The sequence below is a fragment of the Variovorax sp. PAMC26660 genome (assembly GCF_014302995.1).
GTDB lineage: Bacteria > Pseudomonadota > Gammaproteobacteria > Burkholderiales > Burkholderiaceae_C > Variovorax.
Genome location: NZ_CP060295.1, coordinates 6,363,304 through 6,384,528 on the forward strand (window position 1 = coordinate 6,363,304; position 21,225 = coordinate 6,384,528).

Sequence of the window (21,225 nt, forward strand, 5' to 3'; positions counted from 1 at the left end):
GCCCGCTACCCTATCGCCTTCCCGGACCGCTCTAATAACAAACAACGCACAGCAGGTGCTCTCCAGGAGAAGTGATCCATGGCCCCAGCCCCGACGATTCGCGCCGATCTGTTGCGCGTGTTTCTCCTGACACTCGTGTCGCTCTTTGCCATTCCGGCGGCGACGCTGGTGTTCACCGAATACGCGCTCCGCTCGCAGGACAGCACCTTCCTGCAGTCGGTCGAGAAGCGCATCGCCGCCGACACCCGGCTGTCCGCCAGCGACAAGGCCGAGACCGCGCAGTTCTACCGGAGCCATCCGCTTTCCAAGGCCTGCGACGCCACCGCCCCCGAGGACAAGGACTTTCACGACAAGGTCTGCAGCCCGTATTCGATGCAGTGGCAGTTCCACTGGGCCGACCGCGCCGCCATCTGGACCATCGTGCTCGGTGCGGCGTTGCTCGCGGCGGCGCTGGTGCTGGGCGCGCTGGCCTTTGCCAATCGCGGCTTGCGCTATGCGAGTTTCGTGGCCGGCTGGCGGCTGATGACGGTGTCGAGCGCGGTCGAGGTCGTGCTGCAGGGCGCCATGCTGGTGTGGCTGTCGTTCTGGCTCACCGCCTATTTCTGGCACAGCTACTACATCAAGCTCATCGCCATCGCGGGCATCGCGGCTGCGGCGGCCGTGTTCTATGCGGTCTACACGTTGTTCAAGACGCTGCCCTCGGGCAACGAGATCGAAGGTGAGCTGATCGGCGAGGCCGACGCACCGCGCCTGTGGGAACGCATCCGCGAGTTGGCCGGCCGCGTGCAGACCGCGCCGCCCGACCAGATCGTGGCGGGCATCGACACCAACTTCTTCGTGACCGAAGCGCCCTGCGAAGTACGGGGGCAAACGCTGCACGGCCGCACGTTGTTCGTCAGCATTCCGCTGCTGCGCGTGCTCGACCAGACCGAGGCCGATGCAGTGCTGGCGCACGAGCTGGCCCACCTGGGCGGCGGCGACACCCGCAGCAGCGCGGCGCTCGGCCCCAAGCTGCTGCAGTTCGACCAGTACACCTGGAAGATGCGCAGCGCCGGCCTGACCATCGTGGCGCACTACCTGCTGCGCCTGTACCGCATGATCTTCGCGTTCGCCCTGGCGCGCGACAGCCGCGAGCGCGAACACAAGGCCGACCGCGTGGCCGCCGGCCTCACGGCGCCCAGCGCCATCGTGCAATCGCTGATCAAGATTTCCGCCTACGCCAGCTACCGCAACGACGTCGAGCAGAAGCTGTTCGAGCAGAACCGCCAGCACGATGGCGCGCTGGGCATCGCCGGCTTCGTGGCGGCCGGGCTGCCGCCGTATGCGGGCTCCGACGCCTTCATCGAGACCATGAAGACCGCCGGCGTGCCGCACCCCTACGACAGCCATCCGCCGCTGCTCGAACGCATGCGCAACGTCGGCCACCACGTGCCCGAAGCCGACTACGGCGCCATCGTCGCGACCGCGCCGCAGGCCTCGTGGGCCGACTTCATCGAGACCGCCGGCGCCATCGAACAGCGCATGTGGAGCGAGTACGAGCAGCGCTTCGTGGAGAACCATGAACTCAGCCTCGCCTACCGCTATGAACCCGCAACGGAAGAAGAACGCGCCGTGGTGCTGCGCCACTTTCCGCCGATCAGCTTCACGCTGAAGAACGGCAACCGCGTCGACATCAGCTACAGCGGCCTGCATCCCAGCGCCGAAGATGCCTCGCCGATTCCGTGGGACGAGGTCAAGGGCCTGACCTACAAAGACAGCAGTTTCGGCGACACCCTGATAGTTACCCACCCCGACAAGCGCAAGCTCGGCGGTGCGCGCACCACCAAGGTCAAGCTGGGCGGCCTGGGCAAGCAGAAGGAACACTTCAAGGCCGCGGTCGGCCACTACTGGCAACGGCACCAGGTCATGAGAGCGCAACAGCCACAACATCAGCAGCAGGAGCAATCACCACACCATTAGCATCGCAGCGGCGGCAACGGCCGCCCTCTCCCGCATCCGACAGGCTCCACAAAACCATCTACACAACACCGGAGACAACCATGAATCCCATTGAACAGAGAACCATCTCGAAGATCAGTTGGCGGCTCTTGCCGCTCCTGATGATCAGCTACTTCATCGCCTACCTGGACCGCGTGAACCTCGGCTTTGCCGGTGCGTCCATGTCCAAGGACCTGGGCTTTTCCGCCGCCGTGTTCGGCAGCGCGGCGGGCATCTTCTTCCTGGCCTACTTCCTCTTCGAGGTGCCGAGCAACATGGCGCTGGAGCGCTTCGGCGCGCGCCGCTGGATCGCCCGCATTATGTTCAGCTGGGGCATCCTGTCCGCGGCGCAGGCCTGGGTGGGCGGCTCGACCAGCTTCAACGTCGTGCGCTTTCTGCTGGGCATTGCCGAGGCCGGCTTCTTTCCGGGCGTGATCTTCTACATCACGCTCTGGTTTCCGGCGGCGTACCGCGCGCGCATCGTGGGCTGGTTCATGTTCGCGATCCCGATTTCCACCGTGATCGGCTCGCCGATCTCGGGCTACATCCTGAACATGGACGGCATCGGCGGCATGCACGGCTGGCAGTGGCTCTTCATCCTCGAAGCGCTGCCCTCGCTGATCCTGACTTTCGTCGTGCTGATGTACCTGCCCGACGGCCCGAAGGATGCCAAGTGGCTCACCGATGAAGAGCGCAACTGGCTGCAGAAGACGCTGGACGCCGAGCGCCGCAACCGCGAGTCGATCAACAAGATTTCGTGGAAGCAATCGCTGCTGAACCCGCGCGTGATCGGGCTGGGCTTCGTCTACATGGGCATCACCGTGCCGCTGTATGGCCTGAGCTTCTTCCTGCCGCAGATCATCAAGGGCTTCGGCGGGCTGAGCAATGTGCAGATCGGCTTCATCAACGCCTTTCCATACCTGGTGGGCGCCATCGCCATGCTGTTCTGGACGCGCGCCTCGGATGCGCGCAAGGAGCGCAAGTGGTTCCTGCTGATTCCGCTGGCCTGCATCTTCGTCGGCCTCGTGCTGGCGGCGCAGATCAGTGCGCCGATTCCCAAGATGGCCGCGGTGACGCTGGCTGCCTTCGGCATCTTCAGCGCACTGCCCACCTTCTGGACCCTGCCGACCGCCATGCTGAGCGGCACCGCGGCCGCAGCGGGCATTGCCTGGATCAACTCCATCGGCAACCTCGGCGGCTACATCGGCCCGACCATCTTCGGCGCGCTGAAGGACCGCATGGGCAACGACCTGTATGCGGTGATCTTTCTTGCGCTGCTGTCGGTGGTGGCCTTTGCGCTGGTGCTGATCATCGGGCACGACGCGCGCTCCGAACAGGCCGTGGAGCCGGGCCGGGCCTGAACCCGCAGCGGCCCCATTTCGCCTTCGCCCTTGACGACATGACCCAAGGAGACATCCATGTGGACCTATGACGAAAGCATCGAAACCAGCGCATCGCCCGCACGTGTCTGGCAGCTCTTCAAGGACATTCCGGGCTGGAAGGCCTGGAACGCGGGCATCGAGCACATCGACCTTCACGGCCCGTTCGCCAAGGGCACCACCTTTTCGATGAAGCCTCCCGGCGAAGAGGCTTTCATCAGCACGCTGGTGGAAGTCAGCGAAAACGAGAGCTTCACGGACGAGACCGTCATCGATGGCACCCACGTGCTGGTGCGCCACGCCATCGTGCCCTTGCCCTCCGGCGGGGCCAGGGTCACCTACAGCACCGAAGTCACCGGCCCTTCGGCGGCGCAGTTCGGGCCGATGGTGACGGCGGATTTTCCCGAGGTTCTGCGCGGGCTCAAGCGTCAGGCCGAGGGGCCGGCCTGACGTCTTTCCCATGCCATCGACAGTGACAACGCCCCTGGTGATCCAGGGAGCTTGAAGCGCACAGGCCCTAACTGTCCCCGAGCACTCCGAAGTCGCTGTCCCCCTGCTGCACCGCGTTCACCAGCTGCACGCGATTGCGTGCCGCGAAACGGCGGCGCAACTGGCGCATGTGGTAGTCCACGGTGTGCGCCGACAGGTCCAGGCGGTTGGCGATCTCCTTGTCGCTGCGACCCTGCAGCAGGTGCTGCAGGATGTACTGCTGCGTGGTGGATATCTCGATGCGCGCGCCCCCTGCATCGCCTTGCATGCGCGAATGCCGCGACAGGTATTCGTGCAGGCTGAGGCCAAGCGTCAGGGCCTGGCCAACGACGCCGTCCGTGATCCAGCGTCGGCCAGGTTCACTCGACTGCAGGCTGATGATGGTGTGCTGGTTCACCTGCGTGGGCGATGCCAGCCTGAACAGCAGGCCGCTGCGCACGCCGCTGGCGCGCAGGTCATCGAGAAAGCGTTGCCGCCGCCCCGCCGCGTTTTCCGTGGCCGAAGTGGCCGTCGAGAAAGGCGTCGCTTCGATCTGCTCGATGTCCCACACCAGCGGCAGGCCCGAGGCGGGCACGCCCTGCTGCCGCAGATCCACCTCGTAGAGCCGGTGCGAAAAGTAGCGCTGAGTCCACTCCGGGTTGGCGTAACCGGTGAAGAAGCTCAGCGGCCACCAGTGCCCGCGCAGGTAGGTGACCGTGCCGTAGCCGAGCCAATCGAAGCCGATGGCATTCAGCATGCACTGGACCAGGTAAGTGCGCTCCTCGGCGCTGCCCGCGTCCAGCAGATCGCCCACGATGCCCGGCACCCCGTGCGCATGCCGGTCCGCCGATGGCGGCAGATAGAGCTGCTCTTCCGAATAGAGCTGCGGAAACGGCCCGCCGGCTTGCTCGTCCGTGGCATCGTCCACGGCCGGCAGTGCGTCGCGGTTCTTGTCCGTCGCCAGCGAAGTTGCCGCGGCGCGTTCCAACAAGGTAGCAAGAATCATGAAGTGCCTGATCGATATGCCGCATGCATCGATCGATGCAGCGGGCTTGGAACAAATTACCAAAAGGGCCGTGGTTGCGCCTTGTAAATTCTTAGCTTCCGGCGCATTCGCCGGGGTCGGTTGTGGTCACGGCGGGCCATGGCATGCCGTGCCGGGGATCAACTGAATACCTTCGCCTGAACCATGCGAGATTGCTGCTTCACAGAAACAGATGGCGCCGGCATGCTGCGCCCTCTATGGAACTTCTTGCTGCCCGCTACTGGCGAGACGCCGAGCTCATGGGTCTTCAATTCACTGCCAACCGATTCCGGCAGCGCGAGATCAGGCCGCACCGGCACGTCGGCTTCACGCTCTCGGTGTCCGACACCGAGCTGCATGTGCGCACCGGCGCGCGCACCCTCATCGTGCCGCCGGGCACCTTGCTGCGCATCGCCCCCCATGCCTGGCATTCGGTACAGGCGCGCACCACGCCGTGGCGCGAGGACGCGATGTATTGCAGCTGCGCCGTGGCACGCTGCATCAGCCCCGTGGACGACGGACTTCGGCTGGCACGCATCGAAGACAACTCGGGCGTCACCGTCTTCCTCGATGCATCGGCTGCTCTCGAATTCCTCGAATGCCACCGGCTGCTGTACGAACCCACCATCACAGGCAGCCAGGAAGACATCGCGGTCGGCCGCGCCCTGCTGCGCCAGCGCCTGGGGCAATGGATTCCCTCGCAAGCTCCCCTGCCCCCCACCATGGACAGCAGCGACGACCGCATGAACCTGCTCTACGAACTGATCGCCAGCGGCTTTCACCAGCGCATGACCCTCGACGGCCTGGCCGGCGCCGTCGGCCTGCACCCGGTGCATGTGCAGCGCAGCTTCAAGGGCGCCTGGGGTTTCTCGCCGCACGAGGTGCTGGTGGGCCACCGCATCGAGTACGCGCGCGACCTCATCGCCGGTGGCGCACGCGTCACCTACGCCGCCCATGCGGCCGGCTTCGTCGACCAGAGTCATCTGCACAAGACCTTCCTGAGCACCTATGCGGTGCTGCCCGGCGACTACCGCAGGCTGTCCGTGCTCGATGCCCTGCAGCCGCCCTCGGCAAGGAACGGCATCGTCGGATAGCAGGGATTCGAGGCACGGCATCGGCGGCTACTCCGTGCGCCGCAACTGCATGCGCACGTGCGCCGCGACCGCGCCGACCGTGGCCTCGATGCAGCGCTGCAGGGGAACGAAGCCCTCGTTCGGCTCGCGCGTGGCCTCGTTCATGTACACCGGGCGGCGGATCTCTATCTGCAGGCTGTGGCGCGCCAGCGCGGGGTTGCCGATTTCGGCGATCAATGCCACGCCCTTGTACGGGTCGTTGCGCGCCACCGTATAGCCGTGCGCGCGCACCGCGGCCTCGACCACGTCCAGCAGCGCCGGCTCGCAGGTCGTGCCTTCGCGGTCGCCCAGCACGAAGTCGGCCAGCGGATGCGGCGATGCGATGCCCAGCTTTTCATAGGCGTTGTCCGGCATCGAATGCAGGTTCAGATGCCACAGCGCGCCGAACTCCTTCACTGCGCGCGCCACCGCGGCGGACAGCGCTGCGTGATAAGGCTTCCAGCAACGCACCACGCGCGACTGCACCGCGGCGACCTGCAGCGGATGGTCGTACAGCGGCTCGTCGGCGCTCACGCGGCGCCACACCAGCCCATAGCCCAGCCGCGACTTCTCGCCGGGGTTCAGCGGCGACGGCCACGGGCCGTCGAGCAGTTCGGGGTCGAGGTCGTCGAGCGCGCGATTGGGGTCGATGTAGGCGCGCGGAAACTGCGCGGCCAGCAAGGTCGCGCCGTGGCGCGGCGCGGCCGACCAAAGCGTGTCGATGTGCGTGTCCTCGGCCTGGCGCAGCCGCGCGAACGGCAGCCGGGTGACGAAGTCCGCCGGGTAGCGCGTGCCGCTGTGCGGCGAGTCGCACACCAGCGGCAGGCGCGCCACGCCGGGCGGCGGCTCGGCCACGACGACCGCGGGGTCTGCCGTGCGCATGCGCATGTCGTAATGCCCGCTCACAGCTTGATGTTCGCCGCCTTGGCGATGCGTGCGTACTTGTCCATCATTTCGCGGATCTGCTGCGCGAACTGCTCGGGCGTGTTGGCCATCGGCAGGCCCGAGATGTCGACCATGCGCTGCTTGAACGCCGGGTCCTGCATGGCCTGATGCGCGCTGACCATCAGCTTGCCGACCACCGGTGCGGGCGTTCCGGCCGGCGCCACCAGGCCGAACCAGCCGCCTTCGGTCATGGCCTCGAAGCCGAGTTCGCGGTAGGTGGGCACGTCGGGCAGCAGCGGCGAGCGCCGGGGCGACAGCAGCGCCAGCGCGCGCAGCTTGCCCGATCGGATGTGCGGCAGCGACGACGGCAGGTTGTCGGTCATGGCGTCGACCGTGCCGGCCAGCGCATCGGTCACCGCCTGCCCCGAGCCCTTGTACGGCACGTGCGTGAGCCGGATACCCGCGAGCTCCATGAACTGCTCGACGTTCACATGCCCGAGCGATCCGTTGCCCGGCGACGCGAAGGTGAGTTTGCCGGGCTCCGATTTGGCCAGCGCGATGAACTCCTGCATCGTCTTCACCGGCAGCGTGGGGCTCACCACGAACACGCTGGGCACCGACATCACGTTGGTGATCGGCTGGAAGTCCTTCACCGGGTCGTAGGGCAGCTTGGTGTACACGGCCGGGTTCGCGCCGTGCGTGCTCACCGTGGCCATGCCGATGGTGTAGCCGTCGGGCTCGGCGCGCGCCACCGCCGCAATGCCGATGGTGCCGCCTGCGCCTGCGCGGTTGTCCACGATCACCTGCTGGCCGAGGATGCCCGACATCTTTTCGGCCAGCAGCCGCGCCACGATGTCGGTCGATCCCCCGGGCGGAAACGGCACGATCAGCTTGATCGGCTTGTCGGGAAAAGTCGATGCGGCCAGCGCCCCGTGCGGCAGCCCGAAGGCAACGGCGGTGATGGCCAGCAAAAGGTCGCGGCGTTTGTTCATTGTCGAGAGATCGTCGGAGTGAATGTCGTGGGGGCCAACGCACATGGGGGACTCGCAAGTGCGGCGATTATGTGAACCGCCCCTCTTGTTTGGGACGACAATTGCGCCGCTCGCTATGACCGCTGCTCATAGCAAAAAGGCCCACTTCACCTTCATGCGCATCCGATCACCGTCGCTGCACGAACTGCACGCTTTTGCAAGCACCGCGCGCCTGGGCAGCTTCTCGAAAGCGGCCGACGAGTTGTGCGTCACGCAGGGCGCGGTGAGCCGCGCGGTGGCGCGGCTCGAAGAGCACTTGAGCGTGCGCCTGCTCGACCGCTACGGCCGTCTCAGCACGCTCACCGATGCCGGACGCGCCTACCTCGACAACGTGGCGCCGGCGCTGCAGCAGCTCGAATTCGCGGCCGAGTCGGCCGGCGCGCACAGCGGCGCGCACACGCTGCGCCTGTCGGTGCCGCCCACGCTGGCCACCAAATGGCTGATTCCGCGGCTGCCCGACTTTCGTGCGCTGCATCCTGAAGTAGCGATTTCGTTCGCACCCTACCGCCGCGACGATCCGCTGGACACGCCCGACATCGACGGCTGGATTCGCGTGCGGCGCGGCGATGCGCCCTGGCATCCGCCGCACATCCAGGCCGACTACCTCGTGGGCCGCGAGATCGTGCCCATCTGCCGGCCCGGCGACATGCATGGCCGCCTGGCCCTGCGCACGCCCGAAGACCTGCTGCAGCGCCCGCTGCTGTTCCACACCAACTACCCCGACAACTGGCGTCTGTGGTTCGACACGCAGGGCGTGCGCGACGCCCACCCGAAGCCCGCGGCCGATTTCGACCAGGTCGCCATGCTGCTGCAGGGCGTGATCTCGGGCCTGGGCCTGGCGGTCGTGCAGCGCTGCCTGATCGAGGACGAACTGGCCGCCGGCCGCGTCGCGATCCCGATCGACAAGATCGCGCTGACACCGCGCGGATACTACGTCTGCGCGCCCAAGGGCAAGCGCGAGACCCGCGGCATGCGCGTGTTCAGGGACTGGGTGCTGACGCAGGCCACGGATGCCGCCGGGTCATTGCAGGCGCAGGCGCCCGCCTCCTGAACCCGTGCGCTACGCCTGCGCCGCGCCGTCGCCGCCGTTGAGCGTGCCCCACAGGTTGGTCGGCTGCGCCGAGCCGGGGTCGAGCAGGTTCATCACACCCTTGGGCACCTGCCTGCCCGGTGATCCGGCGTCGCCTGCGACGCGAAAACGCACGGGCTGCTCGGGCACGAAGCGGCCGAAGGCGTCGACCTGCCGCCCGGCAATGATGGCGTCGAGCGGGATCGTGCGCGTGCCGTCCGCGTGGGTCTGCATGCTGCCGCCGTCGACGGTGTAGACATACGTCGCCTGCGGCACTTCAGCCTCGCTGCGGTGCGGCGCGGGCCACGGTTCGATCGCGGCCCATTTGGCCGCGGCCACGGTGTCGTGCACGACGGCCTGCGACGCGGTGGAGGCATCGGCAAACCGCAATCCACCCGCACTGCCGATGTCGTCAGGCGCCGGGCCCACCGCGAATTGGACCGTGCCGGCATCGGGCGTGTCGGGTGCGGGGCGTGCGGCCGCGTTGTACCGGCCGGTGCGCGCCAGCTTGGTGGCCTCGTGCTCCAGATCCTTTCGCGCAAGGCTGCCGCGCGAAATGCCGTCGGGATCGTGCAGAACCACGGACCCGTCCGCGTGAACCAGGAACTGCGGATCAGAGGGGTAGATGCCGGAGGTATTCATTTCATCCGTGATGCCTCCCGCACTGCTCGCCGTGCGCTCGTTCAGAAAGCCCGCCTTCGCATCGGTGAACGTGCGCGATGCACTGTCCGTGGTGAGCGCCTTGCTGCCCTCGACATACCGAGGCATGACCAGCGCCAGCCGGTTGCCGACGAGGTAGGGCCCCGAGACGTCGACCACGTTGTGCTCGCCCACGTGATCGGCCAGTTCCTGCAGCGTCTGCTTTTCCTGGTGTGCCCACCCCATGGCCGGGTCGATGGTCGCCCCGTCGGGCAACGCCTCGCGCAGTTGTCCGAGGTCCAGATCGGCACGATCTTGCACACGGGAATAGTCTTCGGCCTCGGTGCGGAAAATCTTGATCGCCTTGTCGTCGCCGAACGGGTACACATCGGCCGACACCCCCCTGCCCAGCACCTTCGTGCCCATCCTGTCGAGCACTTCCGTGCCGGTCATCGGGCGCCGCGTGCCGTCGGCGTCGGTCACCATCAATCGATGCGCCGACAGATCGTCCCCGTCGCTGGAGCGCAGCGCGACGGGTTGCGCGCGGTCCCAATCGACTTCGGCCGGCGCGGCCTTGCGGCTCAGCATCACCCCCGAAGACCCCGTGTCCTTCTCCGCACCGAGCCACGACGCCGGGTCCGGGTGCTTGTCGATGAGCTTCTGGAGATCGCCGGTCCACTTCGCGCGGCCCGCGCCGTCGGGCAGGTAGAGCGAGCGCGGCGTCTCGAAGATCAGCACGTAGCGGTCGGCACCGCCCGTCACCGGCGAGCCCTGCTCCAGCCCCACGGCGATGGGTCCGCTCTGCGCCATCGACTCCTGGCCGAACAGGCTCGATATGTTGGGGTTGACGCCCGGGTCCTGCAAGCGCAGCACCAGCGGGCCGCCGCCGTGCACGCGCGCATAGAAGGCCAGGATCTCGTCGCCGCGGCGCTGGCTTTCAGCCGCGACCTCGTCGATGGTCAGCATCTTGCCGGCCTTGTTGGTGCCCGGCACGCCCTTGCCATCGGAGTTGAGGTAGGTCGAGAACTGCCACACGTCGCCCTTGGCCACCAGGTCTTCGCGCGAAACCTCGCGCGCCGGAAACTTGCCGGCGGTGTAGTACGACGCGGACAGCGTCTTCACATATTTCTCGTCCACCAGCGGTTCGCGGTGCAGCGCCACGAGACCCAGCGGCGTCTGCGGCAGCGGCGAGCCCTCGGCCGGGTAGATCACATACGCCATGCGCGTGCCGGCGTCCATTTCACCCAGCCATTTGTGCGCCAGACCCTCGGGCCCGTTCTTGAAATCGGGGCTCACGGCGAGCTGCTCGGCCAGCGTGGGCAACACCAGGCCCGCATGATGGGCGTCGAACGGGGCCAGCCGCACCACGCGGTCTTCGATGCCCAGCACGTAGGGGTCGATGAAGTTCTCGCCCGCCTTCGCCCCCATGTTGCGCACCGCGGCGCCGAGCGGTGCGTCGACCCGCTCGCCACGGCCGTTGGGAGCGAGCCAGAAGCGTTGCGCGGTGTCGAAGTTATCACCCGGATGCGCGCGCCCGGTGGAGACATCCAGCAGCGGCAATTTCGGCAGGCCGGTGACGAAGTGACCGTCTCCGAGCTGGGTCTTCCCGCCCAGCTCGATCGTTCCCTCCACCGCATGCACGCGTGCGCCCAGCGTGTCGGCGAGCTGATGCGCCAGCGATTCGGGCACCACGGCCTTCGGGTCCGCGAGCTTGCCGGCGCGGCAGATGTAGAGCGCCACGTCCTGCCCCTCGGGGTAGCCCGCCGCGCGCATGTCGGCAGCGATCCGCTCGGCGCTCGGCACGTTGGCTTCGTCGGCCATGACCAGGAAGGCCTTCGACGGCACCGCGACTTCGATGTCGCTCGCCGGCACCGGCCGCCCGTCGACCGTGACGTTGCCTTCAAGGTAGTTCAGGTCGGCGCGGCGATGCACCAGCGGCTCGTTCTGCCATTCCTGCGGCCCGAGCCAGCGCTGCGGACGTTGGTCGCCCGCGATGCGGCTGTCCAGCAGCGAGCGGTATTCCGCCGTGCCGGTGCCGCCCTCATCGAAGCGGCTCACCGGGGTCTTGAAGATGGCGATGTACCGGGTCGCCGGCGCCTGCGCGGCCTGGTCTCCGGTCCTGGGCGGTCCTGCCTGGTGCACCACCGTGATGGGTCCGTCGCCGGCCATCCGTTCCTGGCTCTTCAGGCTCGGCACGTTGGCGTCCTTGGGCCAGCCCATTTCAGGCACCGCCTCGGGTGCGCCGGCGTGCACGGCCGCATAGAAGGCATCGATGGGCTCGCCTCTGCGCGCGAGTTCCTGCACGGCCGTCGCCATGATCTGCTTCTTGGCGGCCGTGTTGACCACACCGCCCGGGAAGGAAGACTTGGAAGAGGTCCGCGCCTTGATGAGGTAGGTCGAGAACTGCCAGACCGGACCGAGTTCGCCCAGGGCCTCCCGGCTCATCTCGCCCGCCGGCTTCGCGCCCGGATAGGTGTCCGCTGGCCGTATGCCGATGAAGCTGTCGCTGACCAGAGGCCCCTTGTGAATGGCGATGATGCCCAGCGGCCGGCGCACCACGGCCGAGCCCGGCGCGGGGTAGATGACATAGGCCATGCGGTTGCCGTCCTCGATTTCCGCGGCCCACTTCTTCGCCATTTCCTGCGCCCCCAGCTTCGTGAATTCGGGGCTGAAGCGCAATTCGTGCGTCAGGTACGGCAGCACGTCGCGCGCGTGCTGCACATCGAAAGGCACCAGCTCGACGGCCCGATCCTCGATGCCCAGTTGCAGCGGGTCGATGGTCTTGTCGCCGGCCCATGCGCCCTTGCCGAGCACTTCGGGACTGAACGCCGAAGGCGCGGCTTCGCTGCGGCCGCCGGGTGCGAGCCAGAAGGCCTGCTGCGCCGCGTGGTCCGCATCCAGATGCGCGCGGCTGGCCGTCGACACGTCGGTCAGCGGCAGGCTGGGCCGCTCGGTCACGGCCTGGCCCTCGCCGACCGTGTTGCGGTTGCCGAGCGTGATCGCGGCCTCGTGCGCCTGCACCCGCGCGCCGAGCGCGTTCGCGAGATCTCGCGCGGCCGACGCCGGCACCGGCGCAGCCGGGTCCGCGCGTTCGCCGGCGCGGCACACGTAAAGCGCCACGTCCTGCCCGGGCCTATAGCCGTTGGCGCGCATGCCGGCCGCCAGCCGCGCGGTCGCCGGAAGGTGCGACGCATCGGCCATCACCAGGTAGGTGTCGGGCGGCACCGCGACCTGGATGTCGCGCGCCGGCACAGGCTGGCCGTTGACCGTTGCCTCGCCCTCCAGGTAGTTCAGGTTGGCCGGCCGCACGGCACCGAGCAGGCTGCGCGAGCCGTCCGCGCTGTCGAAGGCCTCTTCGATCTTGCCGCGCCACTTGAGCGTGCCCCGGCCCTCGGGTCCATAGAGGCTGGCATCGGTCTCGTAGATGTAGATGTGCCGCGCCGGCTCGCCGTCCTCGTAGCCCTTGCTCTTGAACGGCGAGCTGTCCTCGTAGCCCACGGCAATCGGCCCACGGCCGACGGTCTGCGACTGCTGGCTGAAGGCGCTCTTCACATTGAATGCATGGCCCTTGAGCAAGGTCGTGACGCCGTCCGAGCCGGTGATGAAGGGCGCGCCGCCGTTCACGCGCGAATAGAACGCGGCCACCGGCATGCCCTTGGCAGCCTCTTGCCGCACCACGTCGTTCATGAACTGCATGCGCGCGGCCTTGTTGATCACGCCGCTCGGATAGAGGTCCTTGCCCTTGCCGAGATAGGTCGAGAACTGCCAGACCTCGCCCAGGTCCTGCAGCCCCTGCCGGCTCATCTCGCCCGCCGGCTTGTTGCCGCGGTAGAGCGCGGCGGGCAAGGTGTTGCGGTAACTGTCGCCGATCAGCGCCTCCTTGTGCACCGAGATCAGACCGATCGGCACGTCGGAGGCCAGTGCCGAGCCGGCCGCCGGATAGATCACGCGCGCGTGGCGCGTGCCGTTGGCGATCTCGCCGAGCCACTTGTCGATCATTCCCTGCGCACCGAGCGCGTTGTAGTCCGGGCTGACACCCAGCTCCTTGGCCAGCAGCGGGAACACGGCGCGCGCGTTGTCCGCATCCATCGGCCGCAGATCGGCCACCCGGTCTTCGATGCCGAGATGCAGCGGATCGATGGGTTCGTCCCCGATCCACGCGCCCTTGGCGAGTGCCTGCGGCGCGAACGGCGCATCCACGGGCGCCTCGGGCCCGCCCGGCTTGAGCCAGAAGGCCTGCTGCGCCGCGTGATCGGCATCGGGATGCGCCCGCCCCGTGGCCGACACATCGGTGAGCGGCAGGTTCGGCCGCGCGGTCACCGCGGGACCGCCCAGCGTGGTCTGGGCACCGAGCGTGACCGCGCCGTCGACCGCATGCGCGCGTGCGCCGATGCGGTTGCTCAGATCGCGTGCGAGCGAGTCGGGCACGGGCGCGCGCGGCGCCGTGGCGGTGCCCGCGTCGCACAGATAGATCACCACGTCCTTGCCGGCCGGATGGCCACCCGCACGCAGATCGGCCGCGATGCGCTCGGCGCTCGGCGGGTTCGCGCGGTCGGCCATCACGAGGACCGCCTCGGGCGGCACCGCGAGTTCGATGTCCGCGGCCGACACCGGACGGCCGTTGACCGTCGGTTGGCCGTCGAGGTAGTTGAGGTCGGCGCGGCGCAGGCCCGCGGGCCGCACCGGCTGTGCGCGGGCGGCGTTGATGGCCTCGGGCGCGTCGCCCATCAGCGTGCGAGGCGTGCCCTGCGCAAGGCTTTGCGGCTGCAGGCCGGCAAGCACTTCCACGATGTCGTTCGCGATCGGTGCGCGCAGGAACTTGCCGTCGGCAAAGAGCGGGTTCGGGCCTTCCATGTAGCGCTCGCGCAGTGCGATCACGGCGTCTTTCTGCGCGGGGCCGAGCTTGCCTTCGAGGTCATCGAGGAAGCGGCCGATCTGCGCCCTGCCGCCCTTCGGAATCACCGGTGTCGGGCCGTTCAGCGACGACGCCAGCGCGCGCGGAAACCACTGCGGCACGTCGACGCTGTCGCTGCTGTCCGGCGCGACCTGCAAGGTGTCGGTGCGCCCTTTCGCGACCGCCTTGGCCAGCGCGGGCTCGTCGCTGCCCGCCTGAAAGCGGAACTCGACGCTGCCCGCCAGCACGGGGGTCTGGAACGCCGTGGGCATCTTGAGCGCGAACACCGCCGTGCGCCGCGCCGACGGATTGGCCAGCTCGCGGCCCGACCCGGTCAGCGCATTGATGAGGTTGCCCTGCCCCGGCACATGGTGCGTCGAGGGCTGCGACTTCTGCGCCCATTCGGGCAGCATGCCGTAGAGCGCCTTCTTGGTCCGGTAGATCACGCGCTGCGCATTGCGCTCCAGGGCATGGTCGGTGAAGATGACCCAGACATTGCTGGTGTCGCGGTTCGGCACGCGGCGCGGCTGGCCGGCCAGGTCGTCGAAGGTCTCGCTGAGCGCCTTGCCGGGCACCGCCGTGCGGTGATGGTTGCCGCCGCGCTCGGGCACGAAGAAGATCGCCTTGTCGGGGTCGACCAGGCCCTGCGCCACCATGTCCTGCAGCTTGGCCGGCGTCGGGGTTTTCACGAAGTCGGCAATCTGCCTTTCCACCGGGTTGTAGAGCTTCGCGCCGTCGGTGTCGGGCACCACCACCTGCATGCGGTACTTGGCGTCGCCGAAGGTCTTCTGGAACTGCTCGAAGAAGCGCTTGGGCACCACGTCGCCCTCGCGCACCACGTCCTTGAGCATCATCTGCCAGCGCCGCTCGACCGAGGGCGTGAACAGGCCGGTATAGCCGAGCGCCTTCTTCAGGATCGGCAGCAGCGGCGACACGCGCAGGTCTTCGATCACGCGGTCGAACAGCAGGCTGCTCGGCACTTTCACATGGCCGTCCGGCGAGGTCTTGCTGCTGCCACCGAAGAAGTCGGTCGCGTCGGCGGGCAGCGTGAGCTTCTCGCCGTCGAGCTTCACGCTCAGCTCCACCTCGACCACCTGGCCCGGCCCCTTCGCGGCCGGCCCCTTCAGCTGGGCCGAGCGCATGTTCACGCCGTACCCGGGCGTGCCCTTGCCGAACAGCGTCTGCCTGGCGGCGCCCATCAGGTCCTTCGAGAACACCGTGAAGATGGTGTCGCGCGAGAACGGCAGGACGCCCCATTGCATGAAGCTCGTGCGCCGGTACTCGTCGGGCCGGATCGCCACCGAGGCTTCGGTGCCGAAGGCGTTGCGCAGCGGCGTGAGCGAGCGTCCGATCACGCTGTCGTAGAGGCCGTAGGCAATCGCCTTGAGGTTGGAGCGCGTACCGATGCCGATCGACATCGACTGCATCGTCGGCGAGGCAATGGGCTCGTACTGGCCCGTGGCCAGGCGGTTGCGCATCGTCATCGCCACCCGGAAATCGGCCGGCGGCGTGGGTTTCGGGCCGCGCGTGCCCGAGCCATAGAGCGCGGTCATCTCGCTGCCCGTGAGGTAGTCGGCGCGCTGGTCGTAGCCGTCGTACACCGGGCGCGCGAGCGGCCGGTCCACCGTGCCCGGGAAGCTGGGCTTGGTCGCCTGCACCACGATCTCGGGGTGCCTGGCGCCGGGGTTCGGGTTGCGCGTGATCTTCACGTTGTCCAGGCCCACGCCGCGCAGCCGCACGCGGATCGCGGTGTCCTGCTGTTCCTGGCGCTGCCGCGCCTGCCGCGCGTCCTCGCCGGGGCGTGGCGCAGCAGTGCCGTCCTTGCCCTGCACGTAGGCCGCCGTCGTGATGCCGGCGGGGTCGCTGCCACCGGTGGCGATCCTCTCGTTGTCCAGCGCAATGTGAAACTCGACCACCCCGCCCGGTGCGAGCGCGGCAGCCGCGTGGGTCTGCACGTCGATGCCCTGCGTCAGGTCGGGCGTGTTCACGTCGACCACCTTCAGGTTGTCGACACCGTGGTCCGCAAGGCCCGGCAGGTTGCGCGAGGCAGTGTTGATGTCGATCGGCTTCGCCACGGGCGCGGCGGGCGGCTCGACACGCGGCGTCGTGGCCGGCGTGGGGGTATCGGTGCTGCCCGCTGCATTGCGCCCCCTTGTCGCCAACCATGCGGCCATCGTCGGATGCGTGGCGACGTGGTTGAGCACGCCCGGCACCGTCTGCAACGAGGCCGCGATGAATTCGCCCTGGTTCATCGAGCGCCCGTTGTTCACCAGCGAGATCAGCTCGCCGCCGGCCAGGGCGCCCGCAGCGTCATTGGCAACCCGCGCCGTCACGCCGGCGCCGAAGACCGACGGCCTCACGCCCTCGCTCGCGGCGCCCATCGGAATCGCGCCCGACACCGCGCCGGTCACCGGCGCCGTCACCAGGCCCACCGCCGAACTCACGATGGTCGAGCCGATGCGCTTGTCGCCTTCCTCGGTGCCGAGCTGGCCGTCCAGGCCGACGTGCAGGGTCTCCACGCCCACGCGGCCGGCGCCGTCGACCGCCTGCAGGCTCAGGCCCGCGCGCGCGCCCACCACGGCGCGGCCGGTCCAGTTCAGCGTGCCCTTCGCGCCGAAGCTGAGCACGTCGCGCCCGGCGACCTGCAGGGTCTCCCGCGCGGCAAACTGGGCACCCAGCCGGGCACTGATCGAGCCGCCGATGCCCAGGCCGGTCATGTTCACGGCACTGGTTGCGGCATCGACGGCCACGCCCTTGAACACGTTGCCGGTCTCGCCCCAGCTCGCGTCGCCGCTGGCCGCCCGCCAGCCGAGCCCGAGGAGCGATTCATGGCCGTCGCCGGCGATGTCGTGTCCTTGCGCGCTGGCCACCACATCGCCCGTGGTGTCCCACAACTGGCCCGCGAGCATGGCGGCGCCGAAACCCGCAGCCAGGTTGCCGCCCGTGAGCAGCGTGCCCCCGATGCCGGCGGCAATCATGACGGTCGAGCGCACCGCCTCGTCGACCACGCTCCAGGTGCCGTCGCTGTTGAGCATGTTGCGTTGGAGCTGGCCGGACTTCAGGTCGTAGTCGTCCATCAGCGCTTTTTCCTGCTGCGCGAAGTCGGACACCGAAATCTTTCCCGAAGCCAGATCGCTGCGCAGCTGCTTCATGTGGTCGAGTGCGTCCTGGCTGTATTGCTTGGCGCCGTCGGACGAGTCCCCGAACATCGCGCCCCATGCATCGCGCACGAAGCTGTGCTTGTCGATGTCCTTCTTGACCTCGTCCACGCCGCTCTGGACCTGCGCCTGATCCTGCGCGGCCTGGTCGTCGAACTTCCCATGCAGCATGTCCCTCATGGCGAATGCCGACTGCAGTTGCCGGCCCTGCTCGGAGGCCGACAGCAGCGCGTCGATCTGCGTGCTGCGGTATTCGGCCGCGCGCAGGCTGCTTTGATCGCTGGTGGTGCCCAGCTTGTCGAGCTGGGCCTTGAGTTCGGGGTTGCGCTTGTACGACGCGTTGATGTAGTCGGTGACCATCTTGGACTGCTCGCGCGCCGGTGCGCCCTGCATGTCCCTGATCTTCGTTTTCAGTTGCGACAGGGCGTCGCCGTTGTCGTCGGCGTACTTCTTCTCGGCCGACTTGAGCTCGTCAGGGTCGGCGCGGTCGGGCGCCGAAACGGTCAACAGGTATTGGGTGTGCTTCTTGTCCTCGCCGTACTTGAGCGCATCGACCTGGCCGTCGATCAGGCTCTGCGTGAGCCCGTCGATGGATGGCTGGTCGGGCGCCTTCGGGTCGACCTTCTGCCCCGGAAAGTTCAGCGGCAGGTCGTTCGGATTCGCCTTCGTCCACGCATCCCTGTCCTGCGTGAGCCGGTCCAGGTCGCCCTGCGTCACGTTCGTGTTGGCCGCCTGGCTGGCGACGGAGGCGTCGTCGAAGCCCACGTTGGCTTGCAACGCGGCGTCGCTCGCCTGGTTGCGCTGTACCCAGGCGTCGTGCGCGACGCGGTTGTCGGCCGGCAGATCGTCGGTGCCGTACTGGTCGATGTCTTTCTGCATCGAGACGAACGCCTCCCACGCCGCGTCGTGTTCCTGCTGGGGGTCGGCAAAGATGCGCGTCCCGGGCTTCTCGCCGGCGGCCTTCATCTTCGCAGCCGTGTCCGGCGGAACGTTCGCCCACATCCAGACGTTGTCCTTCCAGTTCTCGAACTCGGTTTGCAGCTTGTCGTCGGCGGCGGTCTTGGCGTCCTGCTTTTGCTGCAGGTTGACGCCGGCCTTGAGTGCGGCCACGGCCTTGTCGGCCGCGGGCACCAGGCGGTCGATCTTGTCGCTCAGGTCGAGCACGGACTTCAGCGTCGTGCCCGCCTGCGCCTGCTCGGGGCTGCCGGGCCGCGCATACATGAGGTTCTGGTAGGCCACGGGCGCCTGCTGGTCAACCACCTGTTGCTGGTATTTGATGAGCGTCGCAGTGGCCTTGCCCTTCTCGACGCTGGCGTCGGCTTGCGCCTTCTTTTGCGCCGCCATGAGTTGGTCGCGCTGCGACAGCAGGTCCGAAGCGGAGTCGCCCGTGCGATGGGCCAGGCGGATGGTGCTGTTCAGGTCGGCGATCTGCTTGCCATAGTCCGCCGCGAGCGCGGCCTTGTCGTCGGCCTGCTGCTGTGCATAGGCGACACCACCCGTCAGCGCGTCGGGCACCGGCTTTCCCTGGGCGTCGCGCTTGAAGACGGTGTCGTCCGTGATGTCCTGCCGCGTGTAGCGGTCATGGTGCGGATCGAGCGTCTCGATCACCGTGTGATTGGTGGTCGGGTCGTACAGCGTGCGCCGCTCGATGCCATGGGTGTCGGTGCTGGCCGGTGCGTCGTCCACCGTGCCGGACGGCAACAGCGCGAGCACCTGGTCTTGCGTGAGGCCCATGCTCGCCGCCACGTCGGCGACGGATTTCTTGTCGTCGAAGATGCCCTTGCGCGCGGCTTCGCCCTGGGGGTCCTTGGCGTCGGGTATACCCGCCAGCACGGTGCGGTGGCCGCTCGCGCTGGTGGCAACGGCTTGCAGGGAGCCATCGCTGCCCGTGGTCTGTTCGAGCGTGGTGCCGTCCTTGTTGAAGGTCTTGACGGTGGTCTGAACGCCCGTGACCACCATTTGCTGGCCGGGTTGGAGCGGCTTGCCGTAGTCGACGGTGGGATTCAGGATGCGCAGCTGTTCGGGCGTCAGGCCCGCGGCCGTGGCAACGTCGAGGTAGCTTTCGCCGTCGGCCACCGTGTGCGTCACCGGCGCGCCCGCAAGGTCGGTGGTGGTGTCGGTACGCAAGCCGTTCTTGTCCACCACGCTCGTGGTGGCCGTGCCGGCCTGGGTGTCGATGGTGTGGGTGGTGGTGTCGCCGGTCTTGGCGTCGGTCGTGGTCTGGCTGTAGCGGCCGTTGCTGTCTTCGGTCGCGGTCATGGTCTTGCGGCCGCCCGGCGCACTCGGGTCGGCGAAGCTCGCCTTCACCGTGGTGGTGCCGTGCTGTGCGTCGTGGGTGTAGGCGAGCGTGGCGTTGCCGCGCTGGATGGTCGTGGTCTGCGCGTCCTGGCTGGGCAGGCCCGACGTCAGTTTGACGCCGGCCGCGTTGGCCTCGGCCACCACCTGGTCGGGGCGCATGTGGCGCTCGCTCGCGATCTGCTCCACGCTCTTTCCGTCGGCAATGCCGTTGAGCGTCTGCGTGACCTGCGGCGTCACCACAGTCGGCTTCAGCGGCGGCAGGAAGGTGTCGAAGGGCGATTTCGTGGTGAAGGTGTTGGGTGTCGTGGTCGTGGGCGTGGTCGTGGGCGGATACAGCAGCGGGTTGCTGTCGACCGGCGGGGTCGTGCCCGAGGTGGTCGCGGGCGGCCAGACCAGCCCGGTGTTGGCGCTCGGTGGGGCGGCCAACTGCGGCGCCACCTGCAGCAGTTGCGTCAGCGGCGAATGCAGCGGATCGTTGGCAAAGACCACCGGCTGCGTGCCGGGTGCCACCACGGGGGTCGCGACGGGCGCAGGCGCACCATAGAACTGCGAATCGGCCTGCGCGCCGACGGCATCGGCGAACTTGCCGTGGCCCGCATCGGCATCGGCTCGCAAGGTGGCCGCGTTGCTGCGCGCATCGCTCAACGCCTTGCTTTCTTCGGGGCTGAAATCGCCGATGGGGTTGGCCCGGTTCGGCGCCAGTTGCCGCACGGCCGCCTGGGCATCCTGGGCTTTGGATTCCTTCTCCTGTGAATCGGCATAGAGGTTCGACAGGTCGCTGGTCTTCTGTGCACTGTCGCGATCGCCCTGCGCGTCCTTGACCTTCTGCTGCGTGGCGGCCGAGGCCTGGCCGTCGGGGCTCTTTTTCTGTTCGCGCGTCTCGGTCACCTGCGCCCGCAGCAGCGAGACGTCCTTGTCCTTGAGGTTCGCATCGGCGCTGGCCTGCTTGGCGCGCGCGTCCTGGAGCTGGTAGTCCTGCTGCGCCTTCTTCGCGGCGTCGGCATCGGCCTGCGACTTGGTGCGCTGCGCGGCCAGTGCTTCGGCCTGTGCCTTGGCCTCGTCGGCTTTCTTCTGCGCTTCGATCGCGCGCTTGCGGGCCTCTTCGGCCTGGCGCTGCGCTTCGCGCAATTTCTCGAGCAGCGCTTCGAGCTGGCGTTCCAGTTCGGCCGCGCGCGCTGCCGCGTCGGAGGCGCCCGTGTTGGCCGGCGGCTGTTGCGCGGGGCTGGCCGCGGGGGCACTTACCACTGTGCGGACGCTGCCGCCGCCTGCATCTGCAATCAACATGGTCGTT

10 protein-coding genes are annotated in these 21,225 nt (G+C 68.1%); 6 read left to right on the forward strand and 4 right to left on the reverse strand.

The window, feature by feature from the left end; all coding sequences use genetic code 11:
• The first annotated feature begins 78 nt into the window (after nucleotides 1–78).
• The 3 genes from H7F35_RS29930 (at nucleotide 79) to H7F35_RS29940 (ending at nucleotide 3,806) form a co-directional block, all read left to right on the forward strand.
• A complete protein-coding gene (locus H7F35_RS29930; protein WP_187110127.1) occupies nucleotides 79–1,959 on the forward strand; it encodes a M48 family metallopeptidase in 1,881 nt (626 codons plus the stop codon).
• Nucleotides 1,960–2,039: 80 nt separating this feature from the next.
• On the forward strand, nucleotides 2,040–3,338 hold the full coding sequence (locus tag H7F35_RS29935) for an MFS transporter (protein ID WP_187110128.1): 1,299 nt from the start codon (nucleotides 2,040–2,042) through the stop codon (nucleotides 3,336–3,338).
• A 57-nt stretch (nucleotides 3,339–3,395) separates the two neighbouring features.
• Nucleotides 3,396–3,806, forward strand: a complete 411-nt coding sequence (locus H7F35_RS29940; protein WP_187110129.1) for an SRPBCC family protein — start codon at nucleotides 3,396–3,398, stop codon at nucleotides 3,804–3,806.
• A 67-nt stretch (nucleotides 3,807–3,873) separates the two neighbouring features.
• Here H7F35_RS29940 and H7F35_RS29945 read toward each other — a convergent pair whose 3' ends face one another.
• A complete protein-coding gene (locus tag H7F35_RS29945) occupies nucleotides 3,874–4,830 on the reverse strand; it encodes a helix-turn-helix transcriptional regulator (RefSeq protein ID WP_187110130.1) in 957 nt (318 codons plus the stop codon).
• Here H7F35_RS29945 and H7F35_RS29950 point away from each other — a divergent pair.
• On the forward strand, nucleotides 4,829–4,996 hold the full coding sequence (locus H7F35_RS29950; RefSeq protein ID WP_187110131.1) for a hypothetical protein: 168 nt from the start codon (nucleotides 4,829–4,831) through the stop codon (nucleotides 4,994–4,996). The two genes, H7F35_RS29945 and H7F35_RS29950, sit on opposite strands and share 2 nt — an antisense overlap.
• 70 nt (nucleotides 4,997–5,066) lie before the next feature.
• The gene (locus H7F35_RS29955) at nucleotides 5,067–5,942 is read left to right on the forward strand and encodes a helix-turn-helix domain-containing protein (protein WP_187110132.1); all 876 of its coding nucleotides are present in this window, start codon (nucleotides 5,067–5,069) and stop codon (nucleotides 5,940–5,942) included.
• A gap of 27 nt (nucleotides 5,943–5,969) precedes the next feature.
• Here H7F35_RS29955 and H7F35_RS29960 read toward each other — a convergent pair whose 3' ends face one another.
• Together H7F35_RS29960 and H7F35_RS29965 are read right to left on the reverse strand one after the other, a co-directional pair.
• Complete coding sequence (locus tag H7F35_RS29960) at nucleotides 5,970–6,842, reverse strand: N-formylglutamate amidohydrolase (protein WP_187110133.1); 873 nt, start codon at nucleotides 6,840–6,842, stop codon at nucleotides 5,970–5,972.
• A gap of 20 nt (nucleotides 6,843–6,862) precedes the next feature.
• Entirely contained in the window at nucleotides 6,863–7,837 is a 975-nt protein-coding gene (locus tag H7F35_RS29965) for a Bug family tripartite tricarboxylate transporter substrate binding protein (protein ID WP_187110134.1), read from the reverse strand.
• 154 nt (nucleotides 7,838–7,991) lie between these two features.
• Between H7F35_RS29965 and H7F35_RS29970 the strand changes: the two genes are divergently transcribed.
• The gene (locus H7F35_RS29970) at nucleotides 7,992–8,927 is read left to right on the forward strand and encodes a LysR substrate-binding domain-containing protein (RefSeq protein ID WP_187110135.1); all 936 of its coding nucleotides are present in this window, start codon (nucleotides 7,992–7,994) and stop codon (nucleotides 8,925–8,927) included.
• 9 nt (nucleotides 8,928–8,936) lie between these two features.
• Here the strand turns inward: H7F35_RS29970 and H7F35_RS29975 are convergent, their stop codons facing one another.
• On the reverse strand, nucleotides 8,937–21,218 hold the full coding sequence (locus H7F35_RS29975; protein WP_187110136.1) for a hypothetical protein: 12,282 nt from the start codon (nucleotides 21,216–21,218) through the stop codon (nucleotides 8,937–8,939).
• Nucleotides 21,219–21,225: the final 7 nt, after the last annotated feature.